This is a genomic window from Pseudomonas sp. S150, assembly GCF_004526365.1.
Lineage (GTDB): Bacteria > Pseudomonadota > Gammaproteobacteria > Pseudomonadales > Pseudomonadaceae > Aquipseudomonas > Aquipseudomonas putida_A.
The window spans coordinates 3,870,069-3,881,958 of the sequence record NZ_CP038207.1; the positions used below are offsets into that span (position 1 = coordinate 3,870,069).

Sequence of the window (11,890 nt, forward strand, 5' to 3'; positions counted from 1 at the left end):
ATTGTTAGCGTTGATCTCGCCGCTTACATCTGTGAATGGGAGGGTGCACCTCCCTTGATTAACTCCCCTCTTTATCTTTGGCTGCAATACTATTTCCACAGTTGGAATCCGCGCAGCCAATCAAAAACAAGCAAATAACCTTCTGGGGCAATTTTATACAATCGACTATAAACAGACTCCGCCATATCTAAACTAGCAACAGGCGCAGCCTGGAATCGAGGGCTCACAGCACTATTCAGGAGAAGCACTTTTAGCGAAAAGCAACTATAGGAACGCATATACCAAAAACATGGTACGAAGCGTCTGCGCGGCAAAATAACCCTACAGCATTTGCGCCTTGAACGACAGCACAGAACCATGGGTCGCAACATATAGACGCGTGTATCATCTGGATCGCGAAGGTAGAGCCATCAACAATATTAATGGACAGCTTTTTTACTCCCCATTAGAAGGCATGACGTTACCGCCCATCGAAATCAAGGAACTGGTATGGTTCTAAAAGAAGCAATGCAAAAAATAATCGCCAAATATGGCAACGCCCCTGCGGAGACTCTCAATGAACACACGCCGACAGGGCAAAAGCCTCTAGAGCTTTTTATAACTGATGAACACACAGAAAATTATTTATCGCTAAAAACTGGCACAGACCAAAACCGCGGCTTACTCAGCGGACTCCTTGGAGGAGTTTCAGCCTTAATTGCACTTATTATTGGAGTGTGGATGGCGCTGCTCGGCAAATGGGATGGTGTTGCTTGGATGTTAATCCTGGGCATACCTTTATTCACAGTGCCGATTGTTATTGAAGCGAGACGAAAACTGCCGCTTCCTGTGATCTTCAACCGAAGAATTAAAGAAATTTACTTCGATAACGATGGCGAACTTTACCACACACCATGGCGAGGAATAGAAGCCGTTGCCTTCGAGTTTGACATTGTAGGTATCTACTCTGGTAACATTCGACACGCTTCACTCGAAGTATTGATGAAACGACTGGGAGAGCCTGAAAACTCAATTATGGTCAGCCTAGGCGCCCCAGCAGGTAAATCATTAAACATGCAAAAAGGATTCTGGGAATACATTCGCTCCTACATGAACAATGGGCCTTGGTTCGACCACAATGGAGAACATAGCGAGTCGGATGAGTTTGTGAAAAGCCAATTAGCATTAAATCTAAAGCAGTCTGAAAATTTAAGTGCCTGGCGAAAAATAATCCAAAACAAAAAAGAAGCTAGTGGCGGAAAAAATTTCCTTACCGGCACTGACGCACTAATGCTAATAAGCAACATCATTTTTTACCCTTCCAATAAGATCCAGGAATTTGTATATGAGAGGGCAAAGCGTCGTTCACGTAATCGCTGGCCTGAAATTGTTACCGAAAGACTACGATCTGATGGCCCCACCACGAGACTGATTGATTTAGAGCGCGAGCGCGGCTTTTCCGTTTGAGTCTGAGGCTTTGCTACGTTGAACACGGGCGAGTCTCACTCCCTACCCGCGTCTACGTCTGTCAATTGCGAATCAAACCGGCGCCTTCCAATCCAGCATCTGCTGCTGTGCCACCTGCAGCAAATCATTGCCGTCCTGCGCCAGCAAGTACAGCGCATGGGTAATGTGTGGAATGTCCTGAACATCACCATGGCGGAAGCACATGCAATGCAGGGTTTCGAGCAGGTCGCTGCACGCGCGGATGCGCTGGACGGCGGACTCGAGGATGTCTTGGGGGTTGGCTTGGGTGTCGATGACCATTGGCGCGCTGTCGGTGACGCCGCTGTTGAGCGGGTGATAGCGGTTTGGGAGCGGGTTTAGTATTGGCATTTTGATTACTCGATATTTTAGAAAGTAACCGCCAGTACCGTGACCAAACAGTGGGAGGCGGCCGCATGCAGGATTGGTCAACTGAGACAACGCCAAAACTCAGCTCGCCCGAAGGCGCCCTGCACACAGCCGCCATAACAGCGCACTGCAAAGACATAGAAGTCCGCAGCGAAAATGATGGCACATCTGCAATGGTGTCGTGCTCAGGTGACCAAACCCGAATCGCTGATTTTGCAGCGACGCCAAACCATAACCGCCCCGTTCCCGCCGCCGGAAGCAGACAAAGCATCCATCCTTGTAGGAATCGGCACCGCATTCCCGAGAAATCATCCCTCTGCCAGACAGCCGGCGTTCAGCGAGGTTAACCATCGCTTAACGCCGCAGTCCAAGACTTTACTGAACCGCACACCTCAGCCCCTGGCTGGCGCCGAGTGCGGCAGGTTCGGCCGTAAGGCGCCGAACGCTTATTCCGTCGCACGGGAGTCCGATTCATGAACATTCGCACGCTATTGCTCACCTCCGCCCTCGCCTGCAGCGCATTCGCCGGGCTGGCTCAGGCCAATGACACCAACGCTGCTACCCAGCCCGTTCCCTATCAGTACGGCATGCCGTTGCATGTGAACAAAGTGATTTCCCTGACCGAGCCACAGACTCAGCAGTGCAAGGTCATCACCGCTGACATGAAGTACATCGACAATGCAGGCAAGCCGGCGGAAATCACCTACCGGAAAATGTCTGACGCCTGCAGCTTCCAGAACTGACAGAAGGCTCTGATTTGCGGCTTTGCGGTAGGCGGTGAAGGGTTCGCGGGTTATGCTCGGGGTCACTTCTCACTGCCGCAAGGACTCGCCATGCAGTTGTCGTTTCGCACGTTGTCGATCATCACGTCTTTGTTGTGTTTCGTGCTCGCGCTGGCTTGGGGCTTTTTCCCGCAGGTGTTGCTGGCGATCTGGAGCATTGAGTATTCGTTCGCTGCCGGTTTTGTAGCGCGGCGCAGTGCGGTGCTGTTTGCGGCGTTGGGGGTGATGTTTTATCTGGTGCGCAGCGCGCCGCCGTCGCTGGGTCGCAATGCGCTGAGTAACGGGTTTATCGTCGGTTGTTTTGGTTTGGCGGTACTGGGTTTTGGCGAATGGCTGAACGGCCATGCTGGCCCCGGGATTCTGCTCGCGGTGCTGGTCGAGTTCGCGCTGGGCCTTGGCTTTGTGCAGGCCCGGCGCGTGACGGTCGAACTGGGTGAAACGGTGAGTTAAAGCGCTCTGGAGCGAGGACTGTAATGCTGTGGCGTGGTTTGTTGCGCCAGATCCGAACGCAGGCCGGCAATCAGTTCGTTGATCTCGCGACAGCCATTGAGATGGCTGGCGTCGATACCGCTGACGTGCAGATCAACCTGGTCAGTCTGGTGGTCACCGAAGACCTTGACGGTCATCGACAGGTCTGGCGACAGCGTGCACTGGCAGCGTTTAGGCAGAAAACTGCTTTCAATGATATTGCGTAGTTCCAAGGCAGACAGAAACATGGTGAACCTCTCCTTATTGATGAAACTGCCAATCAACTCTTCACGTTGACCGCTTTTGCTGCCCCTGCACGGGTGTGTCCCCGCTGATTCCCTGGTGCGGCAAACGGTTGTACTGCGAAATGCCCATTGGAGTGTAGGCGCCCGAAGCCGGTGCGCTGCACCAAAGCGACGCATAAAACGTGCCTTTCATCGGGTCATTTCGACCCTCATGAAATCAAGCACTTGGCGCGCTGGCCAGCAGTTGGCCAGTTGCAAAATGCAAGATCGACCCTCCTGAGCACTGCAATTTGCAAGTCGACGCCGGTTTGCATTCATCGCTGATGATAGTGAGAATGCCCGACATCCACCCTACACCCGCCAGGAGGCTTTCATGGGTTCTTTACGCGCTCGCGCGACAATCGGTCTGCTCGTTGCCGGCCTGTCTACCCTCGCCCACGCGGCCAAACTCGAAGACGTCGCGCCGTATCCCAAGGCGGAAAACGGCTTCACCCGCCAAGTCATCTACCTGCCCAAACAGGATCAGGAGGAGAACTTCCAGGTTGAAGTGCTCGCCGGCAAAACCCTGGAAGTCGACTGCAATCGCCAGCGCCTGGGCGGCGCTCTGGACGAGAAAAACCTCGAAGGCTGGGGCTATCCGTTCTACCGCCTGGAAAAAGTCATCGGCCCGATGAGTACGCTGATGGCCTGCCCACCCGGCACCGCGAAGAAACGCGCCTTTGTCCCGGTTGTCGGTGACGGCTTCATGCTGCGCTACAACAGCAAGCTGCCACTGGTGATCTACGCCCCGAAAGATGTCGAGGTGCGCTATCGCATCTGGTCTGCTTCGGACAAGGTCGGCACTGCCATCGCGGAATGACCTGAACAGGGAGCGCCAATCTTGATTACTTGCCATGTGCGATACGTGATCGATCCGTACCAACTGACCGAATTCGAGGCCTACGCCAAGGCCTGGCTGGGCATCGTCGAGCGCTTGGGCGGCACGCATCACGGCTATTTCCTGCCCTCCGAGGGCGCGAGCAACATCGCTTATTGCCTGTTCAGCTTTCCTTCGCTGGCCGATTACGAAAGCTACCGGCACATCGCGCTGACCGACCCGGAAAGCACGGCGCTGGTGGAATCACTGGTGCAGAAGAAATTCATCGTCAGCTACGAGCGCAGTTTCCTGCGCCCACTGCTGCCCTGAGCGGTATCACGCCGGGACGCCGCACACCGCGGCGCGCTCGGCGACGTGGCGCAGGCTGTCGAAGTTGATATTCGCGCCGGAGTCGATCGCGACGAAGGTCTGCCCGCGAACACCGCTGCGCGCCACGTATTGCTTGATACCGGCCACCGCCAATGCCCCGGAAGGCTCGGTGATCGAGCGGGTATCGTCGTAGATATTCTTGATCGCCGCGCACAGCTCGTCATTGCTGACGGTGACCACCTCGTCCACGCAGAACCGGCACACCTCAAAACCATAAGCGCCGATCTGCGCCACCGCCACGCCATCGGCGAACGTTCCGACACTGGGCAACACAACGCGCGCATCCGCTTGCAGCGCCGCCTTCAGGCAGGCCGAGTGCTCCGATTCGACACCGATGATCCGCACCTCCGGACGCAGGTATTTGACGTACGCCGCGATGCCGGCGATCAGACCGCCACCGCCCACCGGAACGAAGATCGCATCCAGCGGCCCCTGATGCTGACGGAGGATTTCCATGGCAACCGTGCCTTGGCCGGCGATCACGTCCGGGTCGTCGAATGGAGAGACAAAGGTGCGCCCGGTCTGCTCGGCGAGTTGCAGCGCATGGGCCAGGGCAAACGGAAAACTCTCGCCGTGCAGCAGCGCCTCGGCACCCCGACTTCGTACCCCAAGCACCTTGAGTTCGGGGGTGGTCGAGGGCATGACGATGGTCGCCGCGATCCCCAGCTCCCGCGCTGCCAGAGCCACGCCTTGGGCATGATTGCCCGCCGAGGCGGTGATCACCCCGCGTGCTTTCTGCGCATCGCTCAATTGCACCAGCTTGTTGTAGGCGCCACGGATCTTGAAGGAGAACGTCGGTTGCAGGTCTTCGCGCTTGAGCAGGATCCGGTTGCCCAGCGCCTCGGACAGCGCCGGCGCCGCCTGCAACGGCGTACGCACGGCAATGTCGTAGACCGGCGCGGCGAGGATCCTTTTCACGTACTGCTCAAGCAGGGCTTGCTGGTCGGGGCTGTATTTCATCGTCATCTCCGGGCGCTCTGTGTAGGAGCTGCCGAAGGCTGCGATCTTTTTATCTTGTTTTTTTGAGTAAAACAAAGTCAAAAGATCGCAGCCTTCGGCAGCTCCTACAGGGAGCCATCGTTGTTAAAACCCTGGAGACAGAAAATGAAAACCCGCCTCTAGGGCGGGTTGGGTGCTGCAGTCGTGAGCTAGCCCGCCAAATGAGGAATGGCGGTAATAATGCTTGGCTGGCAGCGCAATACGGTGGAAGTCATGGGCCTGAAATTAGCCCGGCGGCGGCCGGCGAGTCAATGGCTTATTTGCGGACGCCAAGGTAGGCTGGCGATTCTGCTCATCACCCCAAGGAAGGAATGCATGATGTCTGTCGCCCTGCCCCTCACTGCGTTGATTGCGTTTACTGGCTACACCGTATCGGTGATGCTCCAGGCCGAACAGTCGTTGATCGACTTCGGTATCAGCCTGATGTCGCGTCCGGACACGGCGCAGGTGGTGATTGATCTGTATCTGCTGGCGACGTTGGCCGGGGTATGGATGGTCAAGGATGCGCGAGCGCGAGGAATGTCGATCTGGTCGGTGGTGCCGTATCTGTTGCTGACGGCGGTGTTTGTGTCGATTGGGCCGTTGTTGTATCTGGTGGTGCGTGGGGTTCGGGAGCGCCGGAAAGTGATTGTGCCAGATCCAGCGGGCTTATCCTGAGCCTCCGGTGCTGCTGAAATAGCTTTCGCGAGCAAGCCCGCTCCCACAAGGGATTTGTATCAGGCACAGATCCCCTGCCAACCCGCAATCCACTGTGGGAGCGGGCTTGCTCGCGAAGGCGTCGGCCAAGTCACAACAGATCACTTGGCCAACCGCCGCAACCCCAACAACATCCCCCCCGCCCCGAGCAACATCACCAGCAGAAACACCGGGTAGGAAATCCACCACGGCGTGCCCGCCGTCATCATGCTGAACTCCGACATCCCGCCAATGCTCGCAATCAGGTTCAACGGTAGAAACACCACGTTGATCAACGTCAGTTTGCGCAGCAGGTTGTTCATGCTGTTGTTCATCAGATTGCCGCGCGCATCGATCAGCCCCGAGAACACCGTGGAGTAGATCTCCGCCTGCTTGTAGCACTGGTTATTCTCGATGATCAGGTCGTCGATCAGCCCGATCGCTTCACTGCCGAAATGCTGTTTTTCCGCGTGATTGCGCAGCCGCGTCAGCACCGCGCCGTTGCTGTGCAGAGCATTTATGTAATAGATCAGGCTTTCGCTGAGGTTGAACATCTGCACCAGATGCTGGTTCTGCATCGAGGCGTTGAATTTCTGTTGAAGCTCGCGGGCCACCAGTTTGATCACCTTCAGATGGCCGAGGTAGTGATGGATGTTGTTGAACAGCAAATCGAGCAGCACATCCAGCGGTGCATTGAGCGGCTGGCGCGTGCCGATGCCGTGCAGCGGCGTGTCGTCGGTGGCGATCACCAGCAGTTGCCCGGGCGCGAACAGCAGGCCGCAGGACGACACCTCAAACGCCAGGCTGCCACCGCCGGAATAGTTTTCCGGACGTTTCCAGATCAGGAACAAGTGATCGGGGTGAAACTCGATTCGCGAGACCTCGTCCGGGTCCAGCGCCGAGGCCAACGCGTGTTCGTCGACCTTGTAGTGGCTGTGCAGCAAATCGCGCTCGGCCGCATCGGGATTGCTGAACAGCATCACCTCGGCGTCCAGCCGCTCGACCCGCTGCAACGCGCCATGACTCAATGCGAAACTGCTGATCATCGGCGCGTCACCAGGCCTGGCCGCGACGTTTGAGCTCCAGCCGTCGCACGAACTCCTCCAGCACCAGTGAATACAGATCGTCCTGCAAGTAGGCGTCTTCGATACCGGCATCGAGGTTGGGGTTGTCGTTGACCTCGATTACTACCACTTTGTCGCCGGCCTGTTTCAGGTCCACCCCGTAGAGGCCATCGCCGATCAGGTTGGCGGTCTTGACCGCCAGTTCCACCACCGCTCGCGGCGCCTCATGGACCGCCAGGGTGCGGCACTCGCCGTTGATGTCCTGGCCCTTGGCTTTGTGGTTGTAGATTTGCCAGTGGCCCTTGGACATGAAGTACTGGCAGGCGAAGATCGGTTTGCGATTGAGCACGCCGATGCGCCAGTCGTACTCGGTGTAGAAAAACTCCTGAGCCAGCAGCAACACCGAGTGCTCGAACAGTTCGGCGGTGGCTTCGAGCAACGCCTGCTGGCTTTCGACCTTGATCACTCCGCGAGAAAAACAGCCGTCGGGAATCTTCAGCACCAGCGGAAAACCGAGGCGTTCGCCGACCCGCTCGAAGTCTTCCGGTCGTTCCTTGTAGAGAATTTCGGTGGCGGGCATGCCCAGTTGGTGGCTGTTGAGCAGGTCGGTCAGATACACCTTGTTGGTGCAGCGCAGGATCGACGTCGGATCATCCATGACCACCAGCCCTTCGCTTTCGGCTTTTTTTGCAAAGCGATAGGTGTGGTTGTCGACGCTGGTGGTCTCGCGGATCAGCAAGCCGTCGTACTCGGCGATCCGCGCATAATCCCTGCGCTCGATCAGTTCGACGTCGATGCCCATGCGTTTGCCGACCCGCACGAAGTTTTCCAGCGCCTTGGCGTTGGATGGCGGCAAGGCTTCCTGCGGATCGTGCAGGATCGCCAGGTCGTAACGCGCCACTTGTGGCGAGCGTGGCGCCCGCCAGACTTTACGGCTGAAGCCGTCCAGCGCATTGGCGAACTGATCTTCCTGATCGTCGCGCAACTTGTGCAGCGCGCCGGACTTTATGCCTTCGATGTGCCAACCGTTAGTTCGCCGAAACTCAACTAACAGGATCGGACAAGGAAACACTTCGAATAACTGTCGAGCCAGATCCTGCAGCGGCTCGATATGCGTCTTGCCGAAGTAAAGTGTCAGAGTAAAACCTTCGGTATCGCTGTAGAGATGATGACTGAGGGCCTTTTCCAGGGTTTTATCGAGATCGTCCAGTGCCAGACCGTAAAGCGATTTTTTGGTCAGCTCGCTGATGGTACGTACCGATGGAATCACCTTGTGGCCGCGGGCTTCAGCCAGCAGCGAGCAGTAGTAACCGTGGCCCAGGTACTTGTAGCTGCGGCACAGATTGATCACCTGCACCCGCTTGCCCGGCTCGCTGTCACGGGTTTGCTCAAGATATTCCTGAGCCGTGACGATGTCCTCGCTGGGAAAGTACGAGGCCCAGTCTTCCTTGCGTTCGACGATAATCAACACTTGACTGGAAGTTCTGATGGCTGGATTTAAAAAAGTTGCCGCCGGCAAACTTTGCTCGGATACTTCGCGCCAATGACCCTGTACCGCTGACATAGAGATTGATCCGTTGGAGAACAAGACCATTTCTATTAAGCACGAAGTTTTTCGAAAGTCCCGTTTCGTTACGCAACTTTTACGGTGGTCATATGAGTGCTGTTTTTCGTTTGGCGGTAGTTGAAGATCTGCCAGCGTTGCTGGCCCTGGAAATGCAATGTTTCACCACCGACCGGCTCACCAGCCGCAGCTTTCAATGGATGATCACCCGCGCCCATGCGCAGCTAATGGTCGCCGAGATCGACGGTCGATTGCTCGGCTACGCACTGGTGCTGTTTCATCGCGGCACCTCGCTGGCGCGCCTGTACTCGATCGCCATTGCCGGGGAAGCTCGCGGCAGCGGATTGGGCAAACAGTTGCTGCAACGTATCGAGGCCTGCGCCGTCGAGCATGACTGCGCATACCTGCGCCTGGAAGTGCGTATCGACAACCCCACCGCCATCGCGCTTTACGAGCGCAACGGCTACCGACGCTTTGCGTTGATTCACGATTACTACGAAGACCACGCCGATGCGTTGCGTCTGGAAAAGCGCATTGTTCAGCACCGTGATTCGCGCAACATCAAGGTGCCCTATTACCCGCAAACCACTGAGTTCACCTGTGGCCCGGCTTGCCTGCTGATGGCCATGGGCGCGCTGCAACCTGAGCGCTTGCTGGAGCGGCGTGAGGAATTGCAGATCTGGCGTGAAGCGACCACGGTGTTCATGACCTCCGGCCATGGTGGCTGCAGCCCCCAGGGCTTGGCACTGGCGGCCTGGCGACGGGGTTTTAAGGTGCGTTTGCAGCTGAGTATGGCCGGGCCATTGTTCCTCGATGGCGTGCGCGATGAGCATAAAAAAGACGTCATGCGCCTGGTGCACGAGGAGTTCACTGCGCAAATGCACGAAACCGACATCGATCGGCAGATTGGCACCCACCTGGATTTGCCGAAGTTGTTACAGGCTGGCGGACAGCCTCTGGTGCTGATCAGCAGCTATCGCCTGACCCGCTCCAAATCACCGCATTGGGTCATGGTGACCGACTGCGATGAAGACTTTGTGTATCTGCACGATCCGGATGTCGATCACAGCCAGCATCGTCAGCCGATGGACTGCCAGCATGTGCCGGTCAGCCATGGCGAGTTTGAGAAGATGAGCCGGTTTGGGCGTGGCAAATTGCGCGCGGCGGTGGTTTTGTATGCCCGCGCTACGCCAACTATCGTTACGCTCTAGAGATTTTTTTGTGGCGAGGGAGCTTGCTCCCGCATGAGTGCGTAGCGCTCACAAGATTTTGGGGCTGCTGCGCAACCCAACGGGAGCAAGCTCCCTCGCCACAGGACATCTGTGAAAATTTGAAGTGAAGTTACTTCAGGCCGACCTTGTATAAAGAACCCTCTTCCTCATCCGTCAGCACATACAGATAGCCATCCGGCCCCTGCCGCACATCACGAATCCGCTGTTTCAGCTCACCCAGCAGCCGTTCCTCGTGCACCACCTTGTCCCCGTCAAACTGCAAACGAATCAGCTCCTGACTGACCAGCGCGCCGATAAACAGATTCTGCTGCCAAGGCTTGAAGCGGTCAGCGTCATAGAACGCCATCCCGCTGACACCGGGGGACTTCTCCCAGACATGGTGCGGATCAACCGCACCCTCGACACTCTTGCCCTTGGCTTCCGGGATCGGTTGCAGCGAATAGTTGATGCCGTGGGTCGCCAGCGGCCAACCGTAGTTCTTGCCGCGCTCAATGATGTTCACCTCATCGCCGCCACGGGGGCCGTGTTCGTTTTCCCAGATAGTGCCATTCCACGGATTGAGCGCCGCGCCCTGCGGGTTGCGCTGGCCGTACGACCAGATTTCCGGACGCACACCGGATTGGCCCACGAACGGGTTGTCATCCGGCACCTTGCCGTCGGGGAAGATCCGCACGACCTTGCCCTGCAGCTTGTCGAGATCCTGCGCGGTCGGTCGGTCGTTGTTTTCGCCCAGGGTGATGAACAGATAACCGTCGCGGTCGAACACCAGTCGTGAGCCGAAGTGGTTGCCGGTCGAGAGTTTCGGCTCCTGACGGAAGATCACCTTGAAATCGCTGATCGTCTTCAGGTCATCCGACAGCCGCCCACGCCCCACCGCCGTACCGGCCTTGTCCCCGGCACCACCGCCCTCGGCGTAGGACAGATAGACCAGTCGATCCTGTTTGAAGTCCGGCGACAGCACCACGTCGAGCAAACCGCCCTGGCCCTTGGCCCAGACCTTCGGCACGCCACTGATGGGCTCGGAACGCTTGCCGTCGGCTGTAATCAGCCGCAGGGTTCCCGGGCGCTCGGTCACCAGCATGCCCTGACGATCTGGCAGAAACGCCAGCGCCCAAGGGTGCTGAAGGCCTTGGGTGACCGTGGTGACTTCAAGGGTGCCCTGCTCGCTTTGCAACTCTTGTGGAGCAGCGGCGAAAGCTGGAGCGCTGATCAGCGCGCTGGCGCACAGCGTGGCTAGAAGGGTTTTACGCAACATGCACGATTCCTTTTGTTCATTTCAAAGGCTGACAGGGACGCAGTCCCGCCGTTCAACGGTTGCTGTCTCCATCGCGTGGCGGTGGGTTGGGGATGAATCTGGGCGGCGTACTCGGCACCGAGCGTTGCTGCTGACCATTGCCAATCCCGCCGTTACCAACGGTGGGCGTACTGGGCGTCGGCACGGTATTCGGCCCGCGAATCGCCGGCGCGCTGGGCTGCGTGCCCTGCATGCTGTTGGGATTGGCCCGGCGGATCGGGCTGTTGTAGGGATTGTTGTTGGTGCCGGTGGGACTTTGCGCCAGCAATAGCGGCGCGGACGGTGCCGCGACGTCGGCATGCGCCAGACCGGCCCCAAGGAGCAGAACGATAATGCCTGGCAGTAGTCGTTTCATGGGGTGGCCTCGCGGTGCACAGGTGATAGAGCCTTCGAGTCCACGCTACGCCCCGGGTTCGGATTTGTTAACCCGTTGCCCTTAAACAAGATGTAACACGGCTTGACCGGCAACGCCGCGCGCCACGCAAATG

The 11,890-nt window shown here is 57.4% G+C and carries 13 protein-coding genes and 1 pseudogene; 7 read left to right on the forward strand and 7 right to left on the reverse strand.

Going from position 1 to position 11,890, the window contains the following annotated elements; all coding sequences use genetic code 11:
* Positions 1-489 precede the first annotated feature (489 nt).
* Positions 490-1,446 (forward strand): hypothetical protein, encoded by a 957-nt coding sequence (locus tag E3Z29_RS29680; protein ID WP_256662014.1) that lies wholly within the window; start codon positions 490-492, stop codon positions 1,444-1,446.
* Between the two features lie 72 nt (positions 1,447-1,518).
* Here E3Z29_RS29680 and E3Z29_RS17650 read toward each other — a convergent pair whose 3' ends face one another.
* Positions 1,519-1,815 (reverse strand): hypothetical protein, encoded by a 297-nt coding sequence (locus E3Z29_RS17650; RefSeq protein WP_047597132.1) that lies wholly within the window; start codon positions 1,813-1,815, stop codon positions 1,519-1,521.
* 491 nt (positions 1,816-2,306) lie between these two features.
* On the opposite strand from E3Z29_RS17650, the gene E3Z29_RS17660 reads away from it, so the two are divergent.
* Complete coding sequence (locus tag E3Z29_RS17660) at positions 2,307-2,576, forward strand: DUF2790 domain-containing protein (RefSeq protein WP_027612725.1); 270 nt, start codon at positions 2,307-2,309, stop codon at positions 2,574-2,576.
* A gap of 90 nt (positions 2,577-2,666) precedes the next feature.
* Positions 2,667-3,065, forward strand: a complete 399-nt coding sequence (locus tag E3Z29_RS17665) for a hypothetical protein (protein ID WP_134786482.1) — start codon at positions 2,667-2,669, stop codon at positions 3,063-3,065.
* On the opposite strand, the gene E3Z29_RS17670 is transcribed toward E3Z29_RS17665, so the two are convergent.
* A complete protein-coding gene (locus E3Z29_RS17670) occupies positions 3,062-3,331 on the reverse strand; it encodes a DUF1652 domain-containing protein (protein ID WP_007964586.1) in 270 nt (89 codons plus the stop codon). The genes E3Z29_RS17665 and E3Z29_RS17670 overlap by 4 nt on opposite strands.
* Before the next feature lie 370 nt (positions 3,332-3,701).
* Here E3Z29_RS17670 and eco point away from each other — a divergent pair, with 370 nt between their 5' ends.
* On the forward strand, positions 3,702-4,187 hold the full coding sequence (eco, locus tag E3Z29_RS17675; RefSeq protein WP_096796565.1) for a serine protease inhibitor ecotin: 486 nt from the start codon (positions 3,702-3,704) through the stop codon (positions 4,185-4,187).
* Positions 4,188-4,208: 21 nt separating this feature from the next.
* Complete coding sequence (locus E3Z29_RS17680; protein ID WP_003225174.1) at positions 4,209-4,514, forward strand: NIPSNAP family protein; 306 nt, start codon at positions 4,209-4,211, stop codon at positions 4,512-4,514.
* A gap of 30 nt (positions 4,515-4,544) precedes the next feature.
* Here E3Z29_RS17680 and ilvA read toward each other — a convergent pair.
* A pseudogene (gene ilvA, locus E3Z29_RS17685) lies at positions 4,545-5,540 on the reverse strand (threonine ammonia-lyase, biosynthetic); the annotation flags it as partial.
* A gap of 348 nt (positions 5,541-5,888) precedes the next feature.
* On the opposite strand from ilvA, the gene E3Z29_RS17690 reads away from it, so the two are divergent.
* Positions 5,889-6,230 carry a DUF2834 domain-containing protein gene (locus E3Z29_RS17690; RefSeq protein ID WP_134786484.1) on the forward strand — a complete coding sequence of 114 codons (342 nt, stop codon included), beginning with the start codon at positions 5,889-5,891 and terminating at the stop codon, positions 6,228-6,230.
* Between the two features lie 140 nt (positions 6,231-6,370).
* Here the strand turns inward: E3Z29_RS17690 and E3Z29_RS17695 are convergent, their stop codons facing one another.
* Together E3Z29_RS17695 and E3Z29_RS17700 are read right to left on the reverse strand one after the other, a co-directional pair.
* Positions 6,371-7,294 carry a magnesium transporter CorA family protein gene (locus E3Z29_RS17695; RefSeq protein ID WP_096796562.1) on the reverse strand — a complete coding sequence of 308 codons (924 nt, stop codon included), beginning with the start codon at positions 7,292-7,294 and terminating at the stop codon, positions 6,371-6,373.
* Positions 7,295-7,301: 7 nt separating this feature from the next.
* Positions 7,302-8,876, reverse strand: coding sequence for a RimK family protein (locus E3Z29_RS17700; protein WP_096796561.1), 1,575 nt, complete (start codon positions 8,874-8,876; stop codon positions 7,302-7,304).
* 92 nt (positions 8,877-8,968) lie between these two features.
* Between E3Z29_RS17700 and rimI the strand changes: the two genes are divergently transcribed.
* Entirely contained in the window at positions 8,969-10,087 is a 1,119-nt protein-coding gene (gene rimI / locus E3Z29_RS17705) for a ribosomal protein S18-alanine N-acetyltransferase (RefSeq protein WP_134786485.1), read from the forward strand.
* Between the two features lie 130 nt (positions 10,088-10,217).
* On the opposite strand, the gene E3Z29_RS17710 is transcribed toward rimI, so the two are convergent.
* Entirely contained in the window at positions 10,218-11,363 is a 1,146-nt protein-coding gene (locus E3Z29_RS17710) for a PQQ-dependent sugar dehydrogenase (protein ID WP_134786486.1), read from the reverse strand.
* A gap of 52 nt (positions 11,364-11,415) precedes the next feature.
* Entirely contained in the window at positions 11,416-11,757 is a 342-nt protein-coding gene (locus tag E3Z29_RS17715) for a hypothetical protein (protein ID WP_098964134.1), read from the reverse strand.
* Positions 11,758-11,890: the final 133 nt, after the last annotated feature.

Coding starts and splice junctions, on each gene's coding strand:
- E3Z29_RS29680 (WP_256662014.1), top strand. CDS start 490: ATGGTTCTAAAAGAAGCAATGCAAAAAATAATCGCCAAATATGGCAAC.
- E3Z29_RS17650 (WP_047597132.1), bottom strand. CDS start 1,815: ATGCCAATACTAAACCCGCTCCCAAACCGCTATCACCCGCTCAACAGC.
- E3Z29_RS17660 (WP_027612725.1), top strand. CDS start 2,307: ATGAACATTCGCACGCTATTGCTCACCTCCGCCCTCGCCTGCAGCGCA.
- E3Z29_RS17665 (WP_134786482.1), top strand. CDS start 2,667: ATGCAGTTGTCGTTTCGCACGTTGTCGATCATCACGTCTTTGTTGTGT.
- E3Z29_RS17670 (WP_007964586.1), bottom strand. CDS start 3,331: ATGTTTCTGTCTGCCTTGGAACTACGCAATATCATTGAAAGCAGTTTT.
- eco (WP_096796565.1), top strand. CDS start 3,702: ATGGGTTCTTTACGCGCTCGCGCGACAATCGGTCTGCTCGTTGCCGGC.
- E3Z29_RS17690 (WP_134786484.1), top strand. CDS start 5,889: ATGATGTCTGTCGCCCTGCCCCTCACTGCGTTGATTGCGTTTACTGGC.
- E3Z29_RS17695 (WP_096796562.1), bottom strand. CDS start 7,294: ATGATCAGCAGTTTCGCATTGAGTCATGGCGCGTTGCAGCGGGTCGAG.
- E3Z29_RS17700 (WP_096796561.1), bottom strand. CDS start 8,876: ATGTCAGCGGTACAGGGTCATTGGCGCGAAGTATCCGAGCAAAGTTTG.
- rimI (WP_134786485.1), top strand. CDS start 8,969: ATGAGTGCTGTTTTTCGTTTGGCGGTAGTTGAAGATCTGCCAGCGTTG.
- E3Z29_RS17710 (WP_134786486.1), bottom strand. CDS start 11,363: ATGTTGCGTAAAACCCTTCTAGCCACGCTGTGCGCCAGCGCGCTGATC.
- E3Z29_RS17715 (WP_098964134.1), bottom strand. CDS start 11,757: ATGAAACGACTACTGCCAGGCATTATCGTTCTGCTCCTTGGGGCCGGT.